Origin of the sequence: Enterobacter asburiae (assembly GCF_024599655.1) — a bacterium.
Classification (GTDB): Bacteria; Pseudomonadota; Gammaproteobacteria; order Enterobacterales; family Enterobacteriaceae; genus Enterobacter; species Enterobacter asburiae_D.
The window spans coordinates 3900251-3924145 of sequence record NZ_CP102247.1 but is presented as its reverse complement, the minus strand read 5'-3'; the positions used below and the strand labels follow the sequence as shown (position 1 = coordinate 3924145).

Sequence of the window (23895 nt, the reverse complement as noted above, 5' to 3'; positions counted from 1 at the left end):
CGCCGCGATCCGCAAACAACCCCACCCGTTCATGGGATGAGCGGTACACGCAGGGAGATTTAATGGAATGGCGGTTTAGTTTCCTATTATTTAGCGATCAAAAGCAAATTTCTTTACGTTGTTTCGTTTGTAATCATTAACGTTCCGGGTATCATTTTGCGAACTGCATTCCAAAACTGAATTTGCGATAAGGCATTTTTGCGCTTTCGCTGCGATCGACCTCGAGGATTTTCATGAACAACGCCGAACAACAGTTCCTGAACGAGCTGGATAATAAATTCTGGAAGGCCGCCGACAAGCTGCGCGCCAATATGGATGCCGCCAACTACAAGCATGTGGTACTGGGGCTCATCTTCCTGAAGTATGTGTCCGATGCCTTTGAGGCCCGTCAGCAGGAGCTCATCACCCTGTTCCGCGATGTCGGTAACCCGGACAACATCTACGCCATGTCGCGGGAGGATTATGAGTCCGACGAAGAGTACGCACAGGCGATTGCCGATGAACTGGAGGTGGAAGATTACTACACCGAAAAGAACATCTTCTGGGTACCGAAAGCTGCGCGCTGGGACACGCTGAAAAACAAAGCCATGCTGCCAACCGGCACCGTGCTGTGGGTAGATGAAACCACCGGAAAGGATGTGACGTTGCGTTCCGTGTCTTGGTTGGTGGATAACGCGCTCGATGAAATCGAAAAAACCAACCCGAAGCTGAAAGGCATTTTGAACCGCATCAGCCAGTATCAGTTGGGCAACGAGGTGTTAACCGGGCTGATTAATACCTTCTCTGATGCCAACTTCAGCAATCCGGAATATAACGGCGAGAAGCTCAACTTAAAGAGCAAAGATATTCTCGGCCACGTCTACGAATATTTCCTCGGTCAGTTCGCGCTGGCGGAAGGCAAACAAGGCGGCCAGTATTACACGCCAAAAAGCATCGTTACCCTGATTGTCGAAATGCTCCAGCCTTACAACGGCCGTGTATATGACCCGGCGATGGGCTCAGGTGGATTTTTCGTATCCAGCGACCGCTTTATTGAAGAGCACGCGGGCGAAAAACAGTACAACGCCGCCGAGCAGAAACAGAAAATCTCCGTCTACGGCCAGGAATCCAACCCGACCACCTGGAAACTGGCGGCGATGAACATGGCAATCCGTGGCATCGACTTTAACTTCGGCAGCAAAAACGCCGATACCCTGCTGGACGACCAGCACCCGGATCTGCGCGCCGACTTCGTGATGGCTAACCCGCCGTTCAACATGAAGGAGTGGTGGAGCGCGAAGCTTGAAAACGACGTGCGCTGGAAATACGGCACTCCGCCGCAGGGTAACGCCAACTTTGCGTGGATGCAGCACATGATCCACCACCTGGCCCCGAAAGGTTCGATGGCGCTGCTGCTGGCCAACGGTTCGATGAGTTCCAACACCAACAACGAAGGCGAGATCCGCCGCAACCTGATCGAAGCCGATCTGGTTGAGTGTATGGTCGCGCTGCCAGGGCAACTCTTTACCAACACCCAAATCCCGGCCTGTATCTGGTTCCTGACCAAAGACAAAACCGGCGGCAACGGCAAAGCGCACCGCAAAGGCGAAGTCCTGTTCATTGATGCCCGTAAGATTGGCTTTATGAAAGACCGCGTGTTGCGTGATTTCAGCCGCGAGGATATCGCCAAAATTGCCGACACCTTCCACAAATGGCAGACGGATAAAGAGTACGAAGACGAAGCCGGGTTCTGCTTCTCGGCAACGCTGGAAGACATCCAGAAAAACGACTTTGTGCTGACCCCAGGGCGCTACGTTGGTGCCGCCGAGCAGGATGAAGATGATGAACCTTTTACCGAGAAGATGGCACGACTGACCGCGCAGCTGAAAGAGCAGCTGGAAGAGAGTGCGAAGCTGGAAGCACAGATTAAGGCAAATCTGGGGGGGCTGGGTTATGAGTTTTGATATTTCGGTCCCTAAAGGATGGCAATTAGTAAAGCTTAGTGACTTGGGTGAAGTTAACAGAGGTAAATCTAAACACAGACCTCGGGACGCAGATTTTTTATATGGAGGAAAATATCCATTTATTCAAACAGGAGACGTGAAAGCCTCTAACGGAAGAATAAATTCGTTTAATCAAACCTATAGTAACGAAGGGTTAAAACAAAGCCGTTTGTGGCCAGTTGATACTATGTGTATTACTATTGCAGCTAATATTGCAGAAACAGGTGTGTTACAATTTTCTGCATGTTTTCCTGACAGCGTTATTGGCTTTATTGCAGATAAAACAAAATGTGATGTTTATTTCATAGAGTACATGTTTCGATTGCTTAAAGCTAAAATTAAAGTTCAGGCCAATGGTAGTGTTCAAGATAACATTAACTTACAAACATTGGAACGAATTCATTTTCCTATTCCTGACTTAGTTACGCAGAAAAAAATTGCCCAAGCACTAGGTGTTCTTGACGATAAAATTGTTCAAAATAATCAAATGAACCAAACCCTCGAACAAATGGCGCAAGCCCTGTTCAAAAGCTGGTTTGTCGATTTTGAACCGGTAAAAGCCAAAATCGCGGTGCTGGAAGCGGGCGGTTCGCAGGAAGACGCGACGCTTGCCGCTATGACGGCGATTTCCGGGAAAGATGCCGATGCGCTGGCGATTTTTGAGCGTGAACAACCTGAACAATATGCCGAGTTAAAAGCCACGGCAGAGCTGTTTCCGTCTGCGATGCTTGAGAGTGAGTTGGGAGCGGTTCCTGAAGGGTGGATGTCAGCAAGTTTGGGCTCAATACTTGAACCCAAGAAAGGAAAGAATATAACTAAAAAAACCATCGAAGAGGGTGATGTTCCTGTCGTTGCTGGCGGTTTGGCTCCTGCTTACTACCATAGCAAGTGTAATGTTACTGGGCCTGTAATAACGATAAGTGCTTCAGGAGCTAATGCTGGTTTTGTCAATTTATATCATTGCGATATTTGGGCTTCAGACTGTTCATATATAAATAAAACCCAAACACACTTTGTTTATTGTTTTTATACTTTTCTCAAAATCAAGCAAGAAGAAATTACACATATGCAGCAAGGTGCAGCCCAGCCTCATGTTTATCCTAAAGACTTAATGAGATTGGGCATCGTTGTTCCTACAATGGCGCTATGGAAAAGGTTAGAGGAAATTCTAAACAGCACCTACGGGCAGATTGGCGTTCATTTAAATCAAAATATGTACTTAGAGTCGCTCCGAGATACCCTCCTTCCCAAACTCCTCTCCGGCGAAATCACCCTGCCGGAAGCCGAGCGGGCGGTAAGCGAGGCGGAAAATGTATAAAGTCGATAAGCCGACCAACAGCCTGCACTCCCTGCAAGAAGTATCTTTCAGCATCCTCGGTTTTACCGAGCGCTATCACCTGCAGGAATGGTTGGCAAAAAATCCCCAGGCGCTGACCCGCGACAACGACGATGAGCTGCTGATTATCCAGAAAGAGTTTGCCGGTTTTGACGACACCAAAGAGCGCCTCGATCTGCTTGCGCTCGATAAAAAAGGCAATCTGGTCATCATCGAAAACAAGCTCGATGACTCCGGGCGTGACGTGGTGTGGCAGGCCCTAAAATATGCCGGTTACTGCGCCAACCTGCGTCAGGAGAGTGTGGTGGAGATCTTCCAGCTCTATCTGGATCAGTACGATCCCAACGAGAACCGCCAGGCGGCAGACGTCATCGCCGAATTTATGGGCTGGGAAAGCCTGAAAGAAGGGGTGCTCAACCGCAAAGGCACCCAGCGCGTCATCATGGTTGCGGCCAATTTCCGCAAAGAGGTCACCAATACCGCACTGTGGCTGATGCAGTTTGGTATCCGCGCCCAGTGCTTCAAAGTGACCCCCTACCGTTTTGGTGAAGACGTGTTTGTCGATATCCGCCAGGTGATCCCAACCCCTGAAGCGGAGTCGTACATGATCGGCATGGCGCAAAAAGAGGCGGAAGAGATGTCCACCTCCAGCAGTAGTGAACTGCAGCAGCGTCACTATCTGCGCCGCGAGTTCTGGACGATGGCGCTGGAAAAATTCCGCACCAGCCCCTGCTCACTGTTTAATAACCGCGCACCCTCAACGGATCACTGGCTGGCCGCCGGATCAGGGGTCAGCGGCGTGCCGTTTGAGCTGATCTTTTCCCAGAAAGACGCTCGCGTGCAGCTCAATATTTCGCGCGGGGATGCGCTGGAAAACACCTGGTTATTTGAACGCCTTCAGGAACGCAAAACGCACATTGAATCACTGTTTGGCGAGCCGCTCGACTGGCGATTGCTGCCAGAGCGAAAAAGCTGCCAGATCGTCTGTTCAAAGGCGTTTGACGGCGGCAATAAAGAGGTCTGGCCTGCCATTATCGACTGGATGATGGATAGCATGAACCGTCTGGAAAAAGCGATCCGCCCGAGCCTGCTGGAACTGGCGATTGAGCTGAAACAGACCGGTATGATCACCGAGGGAGAGGAAGAGTAATGCTGAGCGAAGACGATTTAGAGCAGCAATGCCTGAAATGGTTTGCTGAACAGGACTGGGAAGTGCTGCACGGGCCAGATATCGCACCGGATGGCGACAATCCGCTGCGTGCTTCATTTCATGATGTGTTTCTGCGGCCGGTGATGCTGGAGCAACTGCAAACCATCAACCCCCATCTCCCTGTTTCCGTGCTGGAAGAGGTGATACTGCGTATCGCCCATGCCCAAAGTCCGGATCTGGTCGTCAGTAACAAAGCATTCCACCACCTGTTGCTCGACGGTGTGCCCGTTGAGTACAAACGTGATGACAAGACGGTTCACGATAAAGCGCTGCTGATGGATTTTAACCATCCCGGCAATAACCGCTTTATGGTCGTGAATCAGGTGGCTATTCAGGGGATAAAACAGGTTCGTCGTCCGGATATCATTGGCTATATCAACGGCCTGCCGGTGGCGGTGATTGAGCTGAAAAGTCCGATTGATGCCAATGCCGATATCTGGGCTGCGTTTAACCAGCTGCAGACCTATAAAAACGAACTCAGCGACCTGTTTATCTGCAACGAAGCGCTGGTGGTGAGCGATGGGCAAAATGCCCGTATCGGCTCGCTGACTGCCGATGAGGAGCGCTTTCTGCCGTGGAAAACCGTCGCTAACGAAGACGATAAGCCACAGTTTGACTGGCAGTTACAAACCGTCGTGAAGGGCTTCTTTAACCGTGCGCTTCTGCTCGATTACATTCGCTACTTTGTTCTGTTTGAGTCTGACGGCAAACGACTGATCAAGAAGATTGCCGCCTATCACCAGTTCCACGCGGTGCGTGAAGCGGTTGCGGCCACGATTGTGGCGTCTACCGGCAAACATCTGCCGCTGCGCAGTAATATTACCCCCGGCAGTAAAAAAGCAGGTGTGGTGTGGCATACTCAGGGCTCCGGCAAAAGTATCTCTATGTGCTGCTACGCCGGAAAGCTGCTGCAACAGGTGGAGATGAATAACCCGACCATTGTAGTGTTGACCGACCGCAACGATCTGGACGGGCAGCTCTACGCAACCTTCTGCCAGGCACAGGATCTGCTGAAGCAAACGCCTTTACAGGCTAACGATCGCGATGAGCTGCGCGAGCTGCTCAATGCCCGTGAAGCCGGCGGAATTATCTTTACCACCGTGCAAAAGTTTGCGCCGATGGACAACGAGCAGAGCCATCCGGCCCTCAACCTGCGCAGCAATATCGTGGTGATTTCCGATGAAGCGCACCGCAGCCAGTATGGCCTGAGCGCCACGCTGGACCGCGAAACCGGGGCCTACAAATACGGTTACGCCAAACACATGCGCGACGCGCTGCCGAACGCTTCGTTTATGGGCTTTACCGGCACGCCGATTGCGTCTGAAGATAAAGATACCCGTGCCGTGTTCGGTGATTACGTCTCTATCTACGACATTCAGGATGCGGTCGATGACGGCGCGACGGTACCGATTTATTACGAATCCCGTCTGGCAAAACTCGACCTGAACCATGAGGAGCTGGAAACGCTCTCTGACCAGGTGGATGAGCTGGTGGAAGATGAAGAGACGGGCCAGCAGGAGAAAACTAAAGGTGACTGGAGCCGTCTGGAAAAGCTGGTAGGTTCAGAGCCTCGCATCAAACAGGTTGCTGCCGATCTGGTTCAGCACTTTGAAACGCGTAATGCGGCCATGAACGGTAAAGCGATGATTGTCGCTATGAGCCGTGATATCTGCGTGAAGCTCTACAACGCCATCACAGAGATCCGTCCGGACTGGCACAGCACGGATGTTGAACAAGGCGCGATCAAAGTCATCATGACCGGCTCGGCATCTGATAAAGATCATCTCCAGCCGCACATCTATAACAAGCAGACCAAAAAGCGTCTTGAAGCTCGCTTTAAGGATTTGAACGATCCGCTGAAGCTGGTGATTGTTCGTGATATGTGGCTGACCGGGTTTGATGCACCGTGCTGCCACACCATGTATATCGACAAGCCGATGCGCGGTCACAACCTGATGCAGGCCATTGCGCGCGTTAACCGCGTGTTCCGCGATAAGCCTGGCGGGCTGGTGGTGGATTACATCGGTATTGCCAACGAACTGAAGCAGGCGCTAAAAACCTACACGGATTCGAAAGGGAAAGGGCAGACCACGGTGGATGCCCGCGAAGCCTTTGCCATTCTGTTGGAAAAAATCGACGTCATTCATGGGATGTTTGCGCCGTCAGCAGGAAAACCCGGCTTTAGCTACGAAGGCTTTTCACGTGATCCATTAGCGTTTTTACGCGATGCAGTGAACTACATTCTGGGTCTGGATGACGGTAAAAAACGCTACCTCGACGTTTCACTGGCGATGAGTAAAGCCTGGTCGCTCTGTAACACCCTTGATGAAGCCGAAGCCTTACAGGAGGAGTTCGCGTTCCTTTCGGCGGTCAGAGTGGGGCTTATCAAACTTGATCCGAAGGCAAAATTTAGCCAGTCAGAGAAAAACTCACTCTTGAGCAAGATCCTGGATAACGCGGTTGTCGCTACAGGTGTTGAGGATGTTTTTGCCCTGGCCGGGTTAGATAAACCCAATATCGGTTTGCTGTCTGATGAATTCCTGGAGGAAGTGCGGGAGATGCCGCAGCGTAATCTGGCAGTGGAATTGCTGGAAAAACTTCTGAATGACGGCATTCATGCACGTTCAGGTAATAACGTGGTGCAGCAGAAGAAATACTCCGACCGCCTAAAAGCCGTGCTGCTCAAATACAATAATCGGGCGATTGAAACCGCACAGGTGATTGAAGAGCTGATCCAGATGGCGAAAGCGTTCCAGGAAGCGATGGCACGCGATGATGCGCTTGGCCTAAACCCGGATGAAATCGCCTTCTACGATGCGCTGGCGGAAAACGAAAGTGCGGTGCGTGAACTGGGCGATGAAACGCTCAGAAAGCTGGCTATTGAGGTGACGCGGCAACTGCGTAAATCCACCACCGTAGACTGGCAGGTACGTGAAAGCGTGCGTGCGCGGCTGCGTATTCTGGTGCGCCAGACGCTGCGTAAATACAAATATCCGCCGGATAAAACCGCGGGCGCTGTGGAGCTCATTTTGAAGCAGGCGGAAGTGGTGTCGAACAGTTGGACGTCATAGCGATGTATCTCCCTCCGTTAAACCTGAAGCGTGAAATTGTTCCAAACGACATACCTAATAAAAGACCGGCAACAGCCGGTCTTTTATATTTTTACCTGTCCACCACATCAAAGTGAGTAATTCACTACTCACTCCCTATAAAAGGAAGTTTTCACCATTCCTGGCGTATTAACCATTAAGTTCCTCCGACAGCTGCGGCAAACCATCACACATCTCCTGCAACTCATTAAACATCCTTGCCACATGGAAACCATCGCACACCGAGTGATGCACCTGCACCGCGAGCGGCAGCAGCACTTTTCCATCCTGCTCGTAGTATTTTCCAAACGTGAACATAGGCGAAAAGAAGTTCTTCATATGCGCAATGTTCATCGTAAAGTTCGTAAACGTAACCCACGGAATAGACGACACGAAAAAGACATTTTCCCGGGACTCTTCCTTAGGCCAGTAAGAAAGGCTATTACCATAGCGGGCCGTATCTTCCGCATACGTATTCTGGAAGTGCTGAATATTGCCATCGTAGTGGCTCCACAATGACGAAAACGTCTCGGTTTCAGGATGGAAAATGGTATAGCTTGGATGGATTTCATTCCATATGACAAGCTCATTGTCCTTCATGGCCATACGGAATTCCGGATGCCGGTTCATGATTTTAGAGAGGAGGAAAATAATCGTCGGGTAAAACTTCCATCCGACCTCTTTGATATGTTTTCGCAGCGCGGTAATGTCGATCAAAACCGTTTGGTTAATTGTACACTCGGCAAATGACTGGAATACCTCAAAATGCTCCTTCCTGGCCCAACGAGATAAATCAACAGGCGTGTAGTCCGGGACTGTTTTTTTCATTGTTTAACCTTGATTATCAATCGCCTAAAGGGTTTTGGGCCAGCAAAAGCCGCGCAACCATTTCAACCGTATCTAATCTTCCTGTCAATCTCAGCCTGTGGTTTTCCGAACAGGTATCCCTGCACGAGATCGCAGCCAAGCGCCTGAAGACGTTCAAGCTGCGCTTCGGTTTCAACACCTTCCGCAATGACCCGCATATTGAGGCTCTTCGCCATGCCGGTTATCAATTTAACGATATTGAGGGCATCATCCTGCGTGGATATCGGGTTAACAAAGGATTTATCGATTTTAATTTTATCAAAATTCAGTTCACTCAGCCGTGAGAGCGACGAATAACCCGTTCCGAAATCATCGATAGAGATTTTTACACCCAGCGTTCTGAGCTTTTTGAGGATAGTGAGCGGCGTATTGCTGTCACTGAAGAGCGAAGACTCCGTAACCTCTAATTCAAGTCGGCTGGGTGGAAGTCCTGTCTCCTTCAGGATGGACTGTACCATCGTCGTAAATGATTTCGTGCCCAGCTGAACGGGTGAGACGTTCACAGAGATCCTTGCCGGAACGGCCCAGGAAACCGCTTCCCGGCAGGCAAGCTCAAGCACATTTTTGCCGATCTGATTGATCATCCCCGTTTTTTCAGCGACAGAAATAAAGTAATCAGGTGACAGTATCCCCTTCACCGGGTGTAACCAGCGAATAAGCGCTTCATAGCCGTAAATTTCATTGCTGAATGAATCGACAATAGGCTGGTAATAAACAACGAATTCATGGTTATCGATCGCCAGTGCCATATCATGTTCCAGGGTTCTGCTCTCCTGCAGCTTTTGCAGCATCCACTGACGGAAGACTTTTATCTGCTGTGAACCCTCTTTTTTGGCTTCGTAGAGCGCCAGATCGGCAAATTTATAAAGATAGTCTGAGCGCCGCTCATTATCAGATAACACGATACCCACACAGGTGGCGATTTTTATCAGCTGGTTATTAATCGTATAGGGCTGGCTGATATGTTCGCTGATTTCTTTGGCGCGCGAAACGGCTGCTGTTTCGGTGAGTCCACTGGACAGAAGGGCGAACTCGTCTCCGCCCAAACGGTAAAACGTATCTGTGGCGCTGCTCATTGAGGTGAGTCGTCTGGATACCTGATTCAACAGTAAATCACCGGCATCATGGCCATAGGTATCGTTGACCTCTTTGAAGCGGTCTAAATCAAATAACATCACCGTGACGGGGATGTGGTTTTTATCGGCCTGAAGATTAATTTTGTTGAGATCGTCCCAGAAGAAAAGACGGTTTTTCATGCCGGTGAGGGAGTCATGATAAACATCATACTCCAGCTTCGAGTTCTGAATTTGCAGCTTTTCTTTTGATATCTGAAGCTCGTCAGCAAGGCTTTTAACCTGCATGTGCGCTTTGAGAATGTTTTTATTCTGGTAGATCATTAAGAAACCAAGAATAAAGCTTAATATCACCAGAAGTAATGAAAGTGCGGAATAAATATAGTAAAGGATCTGTATTTTATGGTTGGATTCGTTAACCGTGTTAATATCTTTTGTTAATGCTGTCGCAGAGAGCTGGCTCAGCGGTGCATCGAGAGCATGCATATTTGTCAGGTATGCCTGTAACTCTGGGTGGCTCATGTTTTCAAGATGGCTGTCCAGATAGGTCAATATTTGCTCTAAGCGTAAAGCGAGCTCCTGATGCGTTTTATCGCTGTTAATATAGCGACCTAAATCGCCACCCTTCATTAAATCGCCCTGGCTGAGCATAATTTCGAGACGCATGCGGACCTGGTCTATCGTAACGTCATCGGTATCGGTTGCGTACAGACCAAGCCATGATTCAAAACGGTAATACTCTGATACCAGTTGTGCCACGGACCAGGACTCAGTGTATTGAGTCAGTTTTTGCAATTCCTGCTGACGATCGTAAACAAGAAATGCAATATATCCTGTCGTGATAAAAAGAGAAAAAATGATACCAACCAGTATCCTGTTCATTATGTTCTCCTGAACGGCTACTCAATCTTCATTTTGCTAACCTGCCATGCTGATCGCGAGTAATAAATCTGATTATTCAACTCAGGAAGACTGTCATAGGGGTATACAATGAATGATGGACCTTTATCGCGGATGCGCATATATTCGCCATTGACCTTTAAGGCAAGTATGGCGTTGTATTTTTTGAAATCACTGAGAGGGATCACGGTAGAATAATCATTGAGCGCAATAACATTAACGTTAGTACCCTTCGCACCTACGTAATCCATGAGTTTGTTCATGGGAACACCCTCAAACTTAGTGCGTCCATTATACCAGGGGGATGTCGTCTCGAAACTCACCATGCCCAGTTTTTCAAGGCTGGCGAGATCAAACACTGCTTTTCCATTTTCATTCGTATTTTCTATATTACCGTAAATCGTTAAAATGGGTTTACCAACTGGTTTTGGCAGATCGCCAGCCCAGGTTACACTTTGTACCAGACAGCATAACAGCAGTAGGGTTAATCGCATTTTGGCCTCCACTTTTTAACAGAAGTATAAGAATTATAATTTAGATATCACACTAGTTGATATATTTTGTTGAGTAGCAATGATTTTTATAATTTTCTTTTTAAACTTCAATAGAATCAAATGGTTAGGCTTCATGGTGGCAAGAGGTTTGATTGCCAGGTGCGGATTCAGTTTTTTGAAGTATGCATTGGGCTCATGAATAAACATTATTCCGCTTAAAAAATGTTCGTTTTACATCCATTTTTGGGAAAAACGAGCAAGGTATGTTGTTTAGGAAGAGAAAAACTGATCTGGAAAAGCGAGCCGCCTTCCAGAAGGGTTTGTTCAGGATCAGAACATTGCAGACCGACAGCTTTTATTCTGTACGCAAATTCCTTTTTTCGGATTACCACAATGAGCGTTACACCTTTTGCGAAGGTCTTTTTTGCAGCATGCTGCCTGTTTTCAGCAAGTGATGCTCTGGCTAAAAATTCTGCACTGTCCAATGAAAAAGTAAAAGAAAACGTCATCGCGGAATCGATCGCGTCTTATCCCAGCGTTTGTGCATGCCCTTTTAATCGTACGCGTAACGGAAGTGCCTGCGGAAGGCGCAGCGCATGGAGTAAAGCGGGAGGCTATGCTCCCATTTGTTATATAAATGAGGTGACCGATGAGATGGTCAGGCAGTGGCGTGAAAATAATAGCTAACCCGCCTCCAGCATCCCAAAACTCACAATCCGCGCGCGGCCCAGTTCTTTCGCACGGTACAAGGCCACATCCGCGGCGCGCAGCAGGTTGTCAGTCTGGGCATGTTGCGGGTAGCTGGCAATGCCAATCGACACATCCACCGGTCCAATCTCGGTCAGCCCGTAGCGAAGCGACAGCTCACGCACGCCATTGTAAATCTTCTGCGCGCAGGCGTGCGCCTCTGGTTCATCGGCACCGGGAAGCAGGACCAGAAACTCCTCGCCCCCGTAGCGGAATGCTAGTCCGTTGTCATGCGCGGCCCGCTGAACAATTGACGCCACACTTTTAATCACCTGATCGCCCGCTTCATGGCCGAAGCGGTCATTGATGCTCTTGAAGTGATCGATGTCGATCATCATGCAGCTTAACGGCTCGCCGGTGCGCATCGCCTGTGCCGTTTGGGTTTGCAGGGTATCTTCCAGATGATGACGATTACGCAGGCCGGTGAGCGGGTCGAACAAGGCTTTCTCCAGCAGCGCGTCGCGCAGGCGTTGGTTGGCCAGCGCCAGCCCGAGCGCTTCGGCCATCAGTTCCAGATACGCGCGGGAAGGGGCGTTGTCCGCCGTGATGTTCTGGAAAGAGAGCAGGCCAATGGCCTCGCCCTGGGCGATAAGCGGCACGCACAGGGAACTTTCCGCCTGGGAGGCCGGAAGATGGTAGCAGGCAATATCCGGCTCACCGTTTACCGGCGGGTGGCTCTGCCCACGGCGCACGGCCCAGCACTCGTCCGGATGGAACGTCGTCTCTTCACCGATGGGTGAAAGCCACTGCGCGACGCTGCGCATCTGCCACGGATCGCGGTCAAGAATGTAGAGCCGGCCCGCGATCCCCGGCGCGATATTGGGGGCAAACAGCTCCGCTACGTTAATCACATCGTTAAAGTTCTCACATCCCTGCAGCCGCTGGGTCATGCGCGCCAGCAGCTCGCGGATGGCCCAGTCGGCATCTCGCTCTCTTTCCAGACGCTGTCGCGCCAGGCCGTTTTCACGGAAGATGCGGATGGCCTGCGCCATATCGCCAATCTCATCAATCTGGTTGAAATTAGGCGTTTCAACCGCGTAATCCTGGGACGCAAGGCGGTGTACCACGTCGCTCAGGCGCACCACGGGGCGAAGCACGCGGCGCTTTAATATAAAACCGAGAACAAACAGGAACAGCAGGGCGGTCAGGCCGACCATCAGCTCAGAGGCCGTACGCAGCGCTTTCGATTTTTTTGTCGCGTCCTGAACGGAGGCGATGACGCGCTTGTCGAGTATCTGGCGAAAATGATCGATCTGGTTCTGCGCGCGCTCCAGCTCCTGCTCATAGGGCGCACCGTAGAGCAGGGCAACGGCCTGCGCATCTTCTCCCTGCGCCGCGCTCGTTAGTGCCGTCTGCTGTTCGTCCTGCAGTTCATCAATGATTTTTATGCCTTCGCGCAGCAGGGACAGCTCGTCATCCGATGCGCCGTTGTCCCGCAGTTTTTCAAGCCGGAGTTCAACGCTCTTCAGGTTGTTCTCTGACTGGCTATATTCCTTTAACGTTTGCGGATCTTTTTTGATGACGTAGAGGCGCGCTAAATCGGACTGTGCCCAGGCATCGGTTTCAATATCTTCCGTGAGCTGATCAAATTTCTGCCGTTGTTCAACGGCCTGGCGCTCGATGGTATCAGCACTGGACGCCATCAGCATGATGATGCCGGAGGCGATGGTCAGGCAGACCGTGGCACCATAGGCCCAGTTTGTTATCGTCGCGATTCGCACCTGATGATCCTTTTACGACATGAGTAGGATGGCGTTCTTTCAAATTATAGAAAACGTTTGATTTAAGGCGAAAAAAAAGGCGGCACAGCGCCGCCTGATGTGGTCTATATCGTCACATCCTCACAATTCTGGAGGATTTTTTCCTTCTTCGATGAAGTCGGGGTCCAGCTCTTCGGCGTTACCCTCGTGATCGCGCCCTGAGAAGAGGTTCCAGCAGGCGATAAACAGCGCGGCAATCAGCGGCCCAATCACAAAACCGTTAATGCCATACAGCTCCATGCCGCCGAGGGTGGAGATCAGAATCAGGTAGTCCGGCATTTTGGTGTCTTTGCCTACCAGCAGCGGACGCAGAATGTTGTCCACCAGCCCGACGATAATCACGAAGAAGCCGACAATAAACAGCCCCTGCCACAGCTGATGGGTGGCGAACAGGAAGATGGCGGCGGGCACCCAGACAATCGCCGAGCCGATGGCGGGCACCAGCGAGAGGAAGGCCATCAGCGCGCCCCAGAGTACGCTGCCGTCAATACCCGCAATCGCAAACGCAATCCCGCCGAGGATGCCCTGAACCACCGCTACCGCCGCCGTACCTTTTACCGTGGCACGCGACACGCCGACGAATTTGGCGAACAGGTGCTGCTTGGCGAAATCAGACAGCGGCAGGGAGTCGAGGATTTGGCGCACCAGATACGGGCCGTCTTTCAGCAGGAAGAACAGCAGATAAAGCATGATGCCGAAGCTAATCGCAAAGCCAAACGTTCCCTTGCCAATCAGAAACGCGCTGCCGGCAAGATATTGCCCGCCCTGCAGGGCGACGTCGGAGAGTTTTTTCTGGATCTGCGCCGCGTTGGTCAGGTTGTGATCCGCCAGGAAGCCGCTGGCCCAGTCAGGCAGATGGTTGAAGATGCTCGCCACCACTTCCGGGAACTGGGTGTTGTTCTCCTGGAGCTTCGTGTACACCACGTTCAGTTCAATGGCGAGCGAGGAGAGGATCACCATCAACGGGATAAAGACGATCAGGCAGATAATGCCAATGGTCAACAGCGAGGCAAGCCCGTTGCGATCCCCCAGCGCGGCGCGCAGCCTGTTTTTTACCGGGTTGAAGATGACGGTCAGAATTGCGGCCCACAGTATCGCGGAGAAGTAGGGCGACAGCACGTCGAAGAAGGCCCAGGTCACAAGGGCAAGAATAAAGATAAAGAAACCTTTGGTCAGTCCGTTAAAGCGCATCAGTCAGTCCTGGTTACTAAGAAACTGTGTCGACTATAGAACTGATTGTGAGAATTACCAACCTTGCGCCGGGTAGCGGCTGCGCCTTACCCGTCCTGCAGGCAGTGTTGCGGTATGAATCCGCTCTTCACGGATACCACTTTCGACTGACCGAAGATCGTCTCTTCCCGCACCATGCTGTAAGTATCTGCTTGCGGAGGTGCTTATGGCCTGGCGTCCGATTCTCTACGTGATCCTCACAACCCACCCCAGACTCAGCGCGCGGCGCGCCCGTCTGCGTCTGGTCATCTAGCTTTTTGTTAACAATCGCGGTATAACACACCTTCTTTGGATGTTTAGATGTCCATACGTATAGAAGGTAATATGCAAACACAACAAGAAAATGGGCAGCTTAAGCGCACCATGAAAACACGCCACCTGATTATGCTCTCGCTGGGTGGCGTGATTGGGACAGGGTTATTCTTCAATACCGGATACATCATTTCCACGACCGGGGCGGCGGGCACGCTGCTGGCGTACCTGATAGGTGCCCTGGTGGTGTGGCTGGTGATGCAGTGTCTGGGCGAGCTTTCCGTGGCGATGCCGGAAACCGGCGCGTTCCACGTCTATGCCGCCCGCTACCTTGGCCCGGCGACGGGCTACACCGTGGCGTGGCTTTACTGGCTCACCTGGACGGTGGCGCTTGGATCGAGCTTCACCGCCGCGGGATTCTGTATGCAGTACTGGTTCCCGCAGGTGCCCGTCTGGGCCTGGTGCGTGGTCTTCTGCGTGGTAATTTTTGGCCTCAACGTCATCTCGACGCGCTTCTTTGCTGAAGGCGAATTCTGGTTCTCCCTGGTGAAAGTCATCACCATCATCGCCTTTATTATCCTTGGCGGGGCGGCGGTCTTTGGCTTTATCCCGATGCAGGACGGTTCACCCGCGCCGGGCTTAAGCAACATCACCGCCGAAGGCTGGTTCCCGCACGGCGGCCTGCCGATCCTGATGACCATGGTGGCGGTGAACTTTGCCTTCTCCGGCACCGAGCTTATCGGCATCGCGGCGGGGGAAACCGAAAATCCACACAAGGTGATTCCGGTGGCTATCCGCACCACCATTGCGCGCCTCATTATCTTCTTTATCGGTACCGTGTTTGTGCTGGCGGCGCTGATCCCGATGCAGCAGGCGGGTGTGGAAAAGAGCCCGTTCGTGCTGGTGTTTGAAAAGGTCGGTATTCCTTACGCGGCAGACATCGTTAACTTCGTGATCCTGACGGCGATCCTCTCGGCGGCGAACTCGGGTCTGTATGCCTCCGGGCGCATGCTGTGGTCGCTGTCGAATGAGAAAACGCTGCCGCACTGCTTTGCCCGCGTGAACAAAAACGGCGTGCCGCTGACGGCGCTCTCGGTCTCTATGCTCGGCGGCGTGCTGGCGCTGTTCTCAAGCGTCGTGGCGCCGGACACGGTATTTGTCGCGCTCTCGGCAATTTCTGGCTTTGCGGTGGTGGCGGTCTGGATCAGCATCTGCGCGTCGCACTTCGTTTTCCGCCGCCGCCATTTGCAGTCCGGCCAGCCGCTCTCTGCGCTGCAGTACCGTGCGCCGTGGTATCCGTTGGTGCCGGTGCTCGGTTTTATCCTCTGCGTGGTGGCCTGTGTCGGCCTGTGGTTTGACCCAAGCCAGCGCATTGCCCTTTATTGCGGGCTTCCGTTTGTCGCCCTGTGTTATGGTGCGTACTACCTGACCCGAAATATGACATCGCAGGAGCCTGAACATGTCGCAGAATAACCCGCTTACCGCCATCCTTGAAAAGCAGCCGTTTGTGGTGCTGGATGGCGCGATGGCGACGGAGCTGGAAGCGCGCGGCTGTAACCTGGCAGACAGCCTCTGGTCTGCCAAAGTACTGATGGAAAACCCGGAACTTATTCGCGAAGTGCATCTCGATTACTACCGCGCGGGTGCGCAGGTGGCGATCACCGCCAGCTATCAGGCCACGCCTGCGGGGTTTGCGGCGCGCGGCCTGGACGAAGCGCAGTCCCGCGCGCTGATCGGCAAAAGCGTTGAGCTGGCGCGTAAGGCGCGCGAAGCGTATCTGGCCGAAAACCCGCATGCGGGCACGCTGCTGGTGGCGGGATCCGTTGGGCCGTACGGCGCATATCTGGCGGATGGCTCAGAGTATCGCGGCGACTACGTGCGCAGCACTGAGGAGTTTATTACCTTCCACCGTCCGCGCGTGGAAGCGCTGCTGGATGCGGGCGCTGACCTGCTGGCCTGCGAAACGCTGCCCTCGTTTGTGGAGGTTAAGGCACTGGCGGCGCTTCTTGCCGAGTACCCCCGTGCCCGGGCGTGGTTCTCGTTCACCTTACGAGACAGCGAGCACCTGAGCGACGGTACGCCGCTGCGTGAGGTGGTCAGCGTGCTGGAAAACTCGCCGCACATTGTCGCGCTGGGCATTAACTGCATCGCCCTGGAAAATACCACGGCGGCGCTGAAGCATCTGCAAAGCCTGACGTCCCTGCCGCTGGTGGTCTATCCGAACTCGGGCGAGCATTATGACGCGGTAACCAAAACCTGGCACCACCACGGGGAAGCGTGCGAGACGCTGGCGGGGTATCTGCCGCAGTGGCTGGCTGCCGGAGCTAAGCTGATTGGCGGATGCTGTCGGACCACGCCTAAAGACATTGCTGAGCTGACGGTTCAGCGCTGAGGTCTTTGCCGGGTGGCGGCTACGCCTTACCCGGCCTACGGATCGCTGACCCTCTCCCACGGGGAGAGGGAAAAAAATGAACCGCACAAAATTCGCTATCCTTTCCCGCTTTTTATCTAAAAACGAATCGTTATGAGCGATTCATTTTTATTCCTTTATCAAAATTCCCGCGCCGGAAATACTGCCCTCATAACAACAAGGGGAGCAGGCACTATGGCAATTTCATCGCGAATCACACTTCTCGGCGCACTGGCGCTGTGGGCATTTCAGGCGCAGGCGGTGGACGTCACCGTCGCGTATCAAACCTCTGCGGAACCGGCGAAAGTCGCGCAGGCGGACAACACCTTTGCCAAAGAGAGCGGGGCGAAAGTCGACTGGCGCAAGTTCGACAGCGGGGCATCCGTCGTGCGTGCGTTAGCCTCCGGCGACGTGCAGATCGGCAATATCGGATCCAGCCCGCTGGCGGTTGCGGCCAGCCAGCAGGTGCCGATTGAGGTTTTCCTGCTCGCCTCGCAGCTCGGTAACTCTGAAGCGCTGGTGGTGAAGAAGAACATCACCAAACCGGAAGATCTGATCGGCAAACGCATCGCCGTGCCGTTTATCTCCACCACCCACTACAGCCTGCTTGCGGCGCTGAAACACTGGGGTATCAAGCCGGGTCAGGTACAAATCATCAACCTGCAGCCGCCGGCGATTATCGCCGCCTGGCAGCGCGGGGATATTGACGGGGCCTACGTGTGGGCACCGGCAGTGAACGAACTGGAAAAAGACGGCACCGTGCTGACCGACTCTGAAAAAGTGGGCCAGTGGGGCGCGCCAACCCTCGACGTGTGGGTCGTGCGCAAAGACTTTGCCGAGAAACATCCTGAGGTGGTGAAAGCCTTCGCCAAAAGCGCGATTGACGCCCAGCAGCCGTACATCTCTAACCCGGATGAATGGCTGAAGCAGCCCGCCAACCTGGAAAAACTCTCCCGCCTGAGCGGCGTGCCGGAAGCGGACGTGCCGGGTCTGGTGAAAGGCAATACCTATCTGACGCCCGCGCAGCAGGTACAGCAGCTGACCGGCCCCGTGAACAAAGCGATTGTGGATACCGCCACCTTCCTGAAAGAGCAGGGCAAAGTGCCGGCGGTGGCAGCGGATTACAGCCAGTACGTGACCGATCGTTTTGTGAAATAAGGAGTCCGCCATGCTGAATATTACGAACCTGTACGCCGATTACGGTGGTAAGCCCGCGCTGGAGGACATCAACCTGACGCTGGACAGCGGTGAACTGCTGGTGGTGCTGGGCCCGTCCGGGTGCGGAAAAACCACGCTGCTGAATCTGATCGCCGGGTTTGTCCCTTATCAGCATGGCATCATTCAACTGGAAGGCAAAAAGGTGGAAGGCCCGGGCGCCGAGCGCGGCGTGGTCTTCCAGAACGAAGGATTGCTTCCCTGGCGTAACGTGCAGGAAAACGTGGCGTTTGGGCTACAGCTTGCGGGCGTCAATCGCGAACAGCGGCTGGAAACGGCGCGGGCGATGCTGAAAAAAGTGGGTCTGGAAGGGGCGGAAAAACGCTTTATCTGGCAGCTTTCCGGCGGCCAGCGACAGCGCGTAGGTATTGCCCGCGCGCTGGCCGCGAATCCGCAGCTGTTGCTGCTGGACGAGCCGTTCGGGGCGCTGGATGCCTTCACCCGCGAGCAGATGCAAACCCTACTGCTGCGCCTGTGGCATGAGACGGGCAAGCAGGTGCTGCTGATTACCCACGATATCGAAGAGGCGGTGTTTATGGCGACGGAGCTGGTGCTGCTCTCGCCGGGGCCGGGGCGCGTGCTGGAGCGTTTGCCGCTGGATTTCGCCCGCCGCTACGTCGCGGGAGAACCCGTGCGCAGCATCAAATCCGATCCGCTGTTTATCGAACAGCGTGAATACGTCTTAAGCCGCGTGTTTGAACAACGGGAGGCCTTCTCATGAGCATCGTCTTCAGTGAAAAAACGCGCCGCGCGCGTCTGGCGCTGCGCTGGCCTTTCTCGCGCCAAATCACGCTGAGCGTCGGTACGCTGCTGGTGCTGCTGGCGGTGTGGTGGGCGGTTGCTGCCCAGCAGTGGGTCAGCCCGCTGTTTCTGCCGCCGCCGGGACAGGTGCTGGCCAAACTCATTACCATCGCCGGGCCGCAGGGCTTTATGGATGCCACGCTCTGGCAGCATTTAGGTGCAAGTCTGGCGCGTATTCTGGTGGCGCTTCTGGCGGCGGTGATTATCGGTATTCCGGTTGGGATCGCGATGGGCTTAAGCCCGACGGTGCGCGGCATCCTCGACCCGCTGATTGAGCTTTACCGTCCGGTGCCGCCGCTGGCCTATCTGCCGCTGATGGTGATCTGGTTCGGCATCGGTGAAACGTCAAAAATCCTGCTGATTTATCTGGCGATTTTCGCCCCGGTTGCCATGTCGGCGCTGGCGGGCGTGAAGAGCGCCCAGCAGGTGCGGATCCGCGCGGCGCAGTCGCTGGGAGCCAGCCGCACCCAGGTGCTGCTGTTCGTGATTTTACCGGGCGCACTGCCGGAGATCTTAACCGGGCTGCGCATTGGCCTCGGCGTAGGCTGGTCCACGCTGGTGGCGGCAGAGCTGATTGCGGCCACGCGCGGCCTTGGGTTTATGGTGCAGTCGGCGGGAGAGTTCCTGGCGACTGACGTGGTGCTGGCAGGGATCGCGGTGATCGCCGCGATCGCCTTTGGATTAGAACTGGGGCTGCGCGCGTTACAGCGCCGCCTGACGCCCTGGCATGGAGAAATACAATGAGTGAACGTCTGACCATTACCCCGCTGGGGCCGTACATTGGCGCGCAGGTGTCGGGCCTGGATGTGACCCGTCCGCTGAGCGATAACCAGTTCGAGCAGCTGTACCACGCGGTGCTGCGCCATCAGGTGGTGTTCCTGCGCGAACAGGCGATCACCCCACAGCAGCAGCGCGCGCTGGCCTTGCGCTTTGGCGATCTGCATATCCACCCCGTCTATCCGCATGCGGAAGGGGTGGAGGAGATTATCGTTCTGGACACCCACAACGATAACCCGCCGGATAACGACAACTGGCATACCGACGTGACCTTTATCGAGACGCCGCCCGCCGGGGCGATTCTGGCGGCGAAGCTGCTGCCGGAAACCGGCGGCGATACGCTGTGGACCAGCGGGATTGCGGCGTATGAGGCGCTCTCCGCACCGTTCCGGACGCTGCTGAGCGGGCTGCGGGCGGAGCACGACTTCAAAAAATCATTCCAGGAATACAAGTACCGTAAAACGGAAGAGGAGCATCAGCGCTGGCAGGAAGCTGTGGCGAAGCATCCTCCGCTCCTGCACCCGGTGGTGCGCACCCATCCGGTCACGGGCAAGCAGGCGCTGTTTGTGAACGAAGGGTTCACCACGCGCATTGTGGACGTGTCCGAGAAAGAGAGCGAGGCGCTGCTGGGATTCCTGTTCGCGCATATCACCAAGCCGGAGTTTCAGGTTCGCTGGCGCTGGCAGGAGAACGACCTGGCGATCTGGGATAACCGCGTAACGCAGCACTATGCCAATGCGGACTATCTTCCGCAGCGCCGGATTATGCAGCGGGCGACGATTTTGGGGGATAAGCCGTTTTACCGTGCGCCTTGATCCCCTCACCCTAACCCTCTCCCCAAAGGGGCGAGGGGACTGTCCGGTGCGGTTTTCACCCTCTCCCTTTTAGGGAGAGGGCTGGGGTGAGGGAATTAAATGCGCCTCAATATACCGATGATAGCGGTTCGCCTTCAGGTAGCACAAATCCACCAGCACCAGCCCGTCGACGCAGTTGTTGAACGCCGGGTCGCTGCCAAAATCAATAAACTGCACGCCGCCGGGTTCACAAAGCTCGGAATACTGCTTGTAGAGCGGCGGAATGCCGCAGCCAAGATTGCCGAGCAGGGATTTAAGCTTTGTCAGGTCGTCCACGTAATCCACGCCGCCAAACTGCGCGAGCACGTCCGGCAGCGATGCGGGATACGGCTGACGTGACGCGGCCAGCGGATGCGTCGCCGGGAACCACAGGCGGTAAAATGCCACCAGCAGATCCCGCGCGGCAGGCGGTAAGCCGCCGGAGATCGAGACCGGGCCAAACAGGTAGCGGTAGTGCGGATAACGCGCCAGGTAAGCCCCAATGCCGGACCATAAATAATCCAGGCCGCGGCGTCCCCAGTAGCGCGGTTGAATAAAGCTGCGCCCCAGCTCAATGCCGTGCTCCAGCACGTCCTGCATTTTGTCGTCGTAGTGGAACAGGCTATAGCTGTACAACCCCTCCAGACCGCGACGTTCTACCTGGCTGGCGGTCGGCATAAAGCGATACGCGCCGACGATCTCCAGATCCTCATCATCCCACAGGATCAGGTGCAGATAATCATCATCGTAGCAGTCGGTATCCCGGCGTTTACCGCTCCCTTCCTCCACCGCGCGAAAGGCAATCTCGCGCAGGCGGCCCAGCTCGCGCAGCAGCGGGGCGTCTTCCTGCCCGTTGCGCTGCCAAAGATAGATGGTTTTACCGTCGCTGGTATTGCCCAGACATTCGGCCTGCACCAGCGCGCGTTTCAGGGTGGCCCGGTCTTCCGGACGGGCAATGGCGCACTGGGTTTTAAAGACGCCGGGCACTCCCTTGCCAAGACGCATCACGTGCTGACGGCACTGCTCGGCCATCTCACGCGACGAAAGGGTGGCGCTATGCCAGTGATGCCAGGCGATCTGCTGGCCGATTTTAATCGGCAGCTGGCTATGGCGGCGGCGAAACATCTGCTGCATCAGCAGCAGCATCGACAGCGTCGGGGAGACCAGCGTGCTGGCATAGAAGAGCAGGCTGTTATGCGCCTGAATATGCACCGGCAGCAGCGGCGCGCGCAGCTTGCTGGCGAGTTTGATAAAGCCAGAGTGCCACTTTTTGTCGCGAATGCCTTTGCGCGTGGGGCGGGACACTTCTCCGGCCGGGAAGAAGATCAGCACGCCCGCGTTTTGCAGATGCTGTTCCATCTGCACCAGCGATGATTTCGCCGTCCTGCCGCCCATATTGTCCACCGGAATAAACAGTGAGCTGAGCGGTTCCAGATGCGTCAGCATCCGGTTGGTGACGACTTTCACATCGCGTCGCACGCGGGAGACGGCGTACATCAGCGCCAGGCCGTCCAGCGTACCCGTCGGGTGGTTGGCAATAATGACCAGCGGGCCATATTCGGGGATTTGTTCGAGTTCGCGGGCGGAAACGGTGCAGAGAATATCAAGGTGTTCCAGAACTTGCTCCACCATATCCAGTCCTTTCAGGTGGCGGTGAGCTGCGGCAAATTGCTGAAATTCGTCTTCGTAAAACAGTCTTTTTAACAGACTTTTTTGCCAGGGTGCAGGCCTCGCCTGAGGCCAAAGATCGTCGAGAACGCTATCGAGGCTAAACATGGTTACTCCTCCTGCCGTCTTGCGAAGACAGTAGAAGGAGCAGATGTCGGTTGTATTGCAGTTTGGTGAAGATTAGCGCAGAGAGTAGGCCGGGTAAGGCGAAGCCGCCACCCGGCGCTAAAGCGGATTAACGCAGAATTTTCTTCTCAGCCAGATCCAGCGCGAAGTAGCTGAAGATCAGGTCCGCGCCTGCGCGTTTGATGGCGCCAAGGCTTTCGAGGACCACTTTCTCTTCATCGATGGCACCCGCCTTTGCGGCGAATTTGATCATCGCGTACTCGCCGCTGACCTGGTAAGCGCCCAGCGGCAGCTCGGAGCGCTCGCGGATGTCGCGCAGGATATCAAGGTACGCGCCAGCAGGTTTCACCATCAGGCAGTCTGCGCCCTGGGCTTCATCAAGCAGGGATTCACGAATCGCTTCTCGACGGTTAAGCGGGTTCATCTGATAGGTTTTACGATCGCCTTTCAGCGCCGTGCCCGCCGCTTCACGGAACGGGCCGTAGAAGGAGGAGGCGAATTTGGTGGAGTAAGACATGATGGCGGTGTCGGTAAAGCCCGCCGCGTCCAGCGCCTGACGAATCGCCTGAACCTGTCCGTCCATTGCCGCAGATGGCGCGATGAAGTCCGCACCGGCAGCGGCAGCGACCACAGCCTGCTTGCCAAGGTTCAGCAGGGTGGCATCGTTATCCACGCCGTGATCGCACAGCACGCCGCAGTGGCCGTGAGAGGTGTATTCGCAGAAACAGGTATCGGACATGACGACCATTTCCGGCACGGTCTCTTTGCAGATGCGGGACATGCGGGCGACGAGGCCATCTTCTTTCCAGGCGTCGCTGCCGGTGGCGTCGGTATGGTGTGAGATGCCGAAGGTCATCACCGAGCGGATCCCCGCGTTGGCGATGCGTTCAATCTCACGCGCCAGATATTTCTCCGGAATGCGCATGACGCCCGGCATGGCTTCGATGGCTTTGTAGTCATCGATCTCTTCTTCGACAAAAATCGGCAACACCAGATCGTTTAAGGTCAGGGTTGTCTCTTCAAACATAGCGCGCAGTGCAGGTGACTTGCGCAGGCGGCGGGGACGTGCAATTAAATCGGTCATGGTATGCCTGATGTTTGTGGAACAAAGAAGGCTAGTGTACC

General features: G+C 54.3%; 19 protein-coding genes. 11 read left to right on the top strand and 8 right to left on the bottom strand.

Translation table 11 applies throughout. The features are described 5' to 3' along the window. Positions 1 to 233 precede the first annotated feature (233 nt). Genes NQ230_RS18715 through NQ230_RS18700 form a run of 4 tightly spaced genes read left to right on the top strand, consistent with a single transcriptional unit; the run spans position 234 to position 7599 of the window. Positions 234 to 1943: a class I SAM-dependent DNA methyltransferase gene (locus tag NQ230_RS18715; protein WP_257258610.1), complete on the top strand. Its 1710-nt coding sequence runs from the start codon at positions 234 to 236 to the stop codon at positions 1941 to 1943. Further along, positions 1933 to 3300 (top strand): restriction endonuclease subunit S, encoded by a 1368-nt coding sequence (locus tag NQ230_RS18710; RefSeq protein ID WP_257258609.1) that lies wholly within the window; start codon positions 1933 to 1935, stop codon positions 3298 to 3300. The genes NQ230_RS18715 and NQ230_RS18710 overlap by 11 nt, the downstream gene beginning before the upstream one ends. Further along, positions 3293 to 4468, top strand: coding sequence for a DUF4268 domain-containing protein (locus NQ230_RS18705; protein WP_257258607.1), 1176 nt, complete (start codon positions 3293 to 3295; stop codon positions 4466 to 4468). The genes NQ230_RS18710 and NQ230_RS18705 overlap by 8 nt, the downstream gene beginning before the upstream one ends. Further along, the gene (locus NQ230_RS18700) at positions 4468 to 7599 is read left to right on the top strand and encodes a type I restriction endonuclease subunit R (RefSeq protein ID WP_257258606.1); all 3132 of its coding nucleotides are present in this window, start codon (positions 4468 to 4470) and stop codon (positions 7597 to 7599) included. The genes NQ230_RS18705 and NQ230_RS18700 overlap by 1 nt, the downstream gene beginning before the upstream one ends. 168 nt (positions 7600 to 7767) lie before the next feature. On the opposite strand, the gene catA is transcribed toward NQ230_RS18700, so the two are convergent. The 4 genes from catA to NQ230_RS18680 form a co-directional block, all read right to left on the bottom strand. After that, a complete protein-coding gene (gene catA / locus NQ230_RS18695; RefSeq protein ID WP_257258605.1) occupies positions 7768 to 8445 on the bottom strand; it encodes a type A chloramphenicol O-acetyltransferase in 678 nt (225 codons plus the stop codon). 62 nt (positions 8446 to 8507) lie between these two features. Next, positions 8508 to 10439, bottom strand: a complete 1932-nt coding sequence (locus tag NQ230_RS18690; protein ID WP_257258603.1) for a putative bifunctional diguanylate cyclase/phosphodiesterase — start codon at positions 10437 to 10439, stop codon at positions 8508 to 8510. 17 nt (positions 10440 to 10456) lie between these two features. Continuing rightward, positions 10457 to 10951 carry a putative pterin-binding protein gene (locus tag NQ230_RS18685; RefSeq protein ID WP_121425627.1) on the bottom strand — a complete coding sequence of 165 codons (495 nt, stop codon included), beginning with the start codon at positions 10949 to 10951 and terminating at the stop codon, positions 10457 to 10459. A 215-nt stretch (positions 10952 to 11166) separates the two neighbouring features. Further along, positions 11167 to 11460, bottom strand: coding sequence for a hypothetical protein (locus NQ230_RS18680; protein WP_213823146.1), 294 nt, complete (start codon positions 11458 to 11460; stop codon positions 11167 to 11169). Here NQ230_RS18680 and NQ230_RS18675 point away from each other — a divergent pair. Continuing rightward, entirely contained in the window at positions 11345 to 11638 is a 294-nt protein-coding gene (locus NQ230_RS18675) for a hypothetical protein (RefSeq protein WP_228057952.1), read from the top strand. The two genes, NQ230_RS18680 and NQ230_RS18675, sit on opposite strands and share 116 nt — an antisense overlap. Here the strand turns inward: NQ230_RS18675 and NQ230_RS18670 are convergent. Both NQ230_RS18670 and NQ230_RS18665 read right to left on the bottom strand, forming a co-directional pair. After that, positions 11635 to 13419: a diguanylate cyclase gene (locus NQ230_RS18670; protein WP_257258602.1), complete on the bottom strand. Its 1785-nt coding sequence runs from the start codon at positions 13417 to 13419 to the stop codon at positions 11635 to 11637. The two genes, NQ230_RS18675 and NQ230_RS18670, sit on opposite strands and share 4 nt — an antisense overlap. 120 nt (positions 13420 to 13539) lie before the next feature. Then, positions 13540 to 14649: an AI-2E family transporter gene (locus NQ230_RS18665; RefSeq protein WP_159515581.1), complete on the bottom strand. Its 1110-nt coding sequence runs from the start codon at positions 14647 to 14649 to the stop codon at positions 13540 to 13542. A 363-nt stretch (positions 14650 to 15012) separates the two neighbouring features. On the opposite strand from NQ230_RS18665, the gene mmuP reads away from it, so the two are divergent. The 6 genes from mmuP (at position 15013) to tauD (ending at position 20958) form a co-directional block, all read left to right on the top strand. After that, on the top strand, positions 15013 to 16413 hold the full coding sequence (mmuP, locus tag NQ230_RS18660) for an S-methylmethionine permease (protein WP_213823147.1): 1401 nt from the start codon (positions 15013 to 15015) through the stop codon (positions 16411 to 16413). Then, positions 16400 to 17332: a homocysteine S-methyltransferase gene (mmuM, locus tag NQ230_RS18655; RefSeq protein ID WP_257258598.1), complete on the top strand. Its 933-nt coding sequence runs from the start codon at positions 16400 to 16402 to the stop codon at positions 17330 to 17332. The genes mmuP and mmuM overlap by 14 nt, the downstream gene beginning before the upstream one ends. Before the next feature lie 213 nt (positions 17333 to 17545). After that, positions 17546 to 18508: a taurine ABC transporter substrate-binding protein gene (tauA, locus tag NQ230_RS18650; protein ID WP_023293188.1), complete on the top strand. Its 963-nt coding sequence runs from the start codon at positions 17546 to 17548 to the stop codon at positions 18506 to 18508. Between the two features lie 10 nt (positions 18509 to 18518). Next, positions 18519 to 19286, top strand: a complete 768-nt coding sequence (gene tauB / locus NQ230_RS18645; protein WP_159515584.1) for a taurine ABC transporter ATP-binding subunit — start codon at positions 18519 to 18521, stop codon at positions 19284 to 19286. Then, positions 19283 to 20110: a taurine ABC transporter permease TauC gene (gene tauC, locus NQ230_RS18640; protein ID WP_032661617.1), complete on the top strand. Its 828-nt coding sequence runs from the start codon at positions 19283 to 19285 to the stop codon at positions 20108 to 20110. Before tauB ends, tauC begins: the two co-directional genes overlap by 4 nt. Beyond that, positions 20107 to 20958, top strand: a complete 852-nt coding sequence (tauD, locus tag NQ230_RS18635; RefSeq protein ID WP_032661615.1) for a taurine dioxygenase — start codon at positions 20107 to 20109, stop codon at positions 20956 to 20958. The genes tauC and tauD overlap by 4 nt, the downstream gene beginning before the upstream one ends. A 69-nt stretch (positions 20959 to 21027) precedes the next feature. On the opposite strand, the gene olsF is transcribed toward tauD, so the two are convergent. Together olsF and hemB are read right to left on the bottom strand one after the other, a co-directional pair. After that, on the bottom strand, positions 21028 to 22752 hold the full coding sequence (olsF, locus tag NQ230_RS18630; protein WP_257258592.1) for a bifunctional ornithine lipid synthase OlsF: 1725 nt from the start codon (positions 22750 to 22752) through the stop codon (positions 21028 to 21030). Between the two features lie 127 nt (positions 22753 to 22879). Further along, positions 22880 to 23854 carry a porphobilinogen synthase gene (gene hemB, locus NQ230_RS18625; RefSeq protein ID WP_159515586.1) on the bottom strand — a complete coding sequence of 325 codons (975 nt, stop codon included), beginning with the start codon at positions 23852 to 23854 and terminating at the stop codon, positions 22880 to 22882. Between the last annotated feature and the right edge of the window lie 41 nt (positions 23855 to 23895).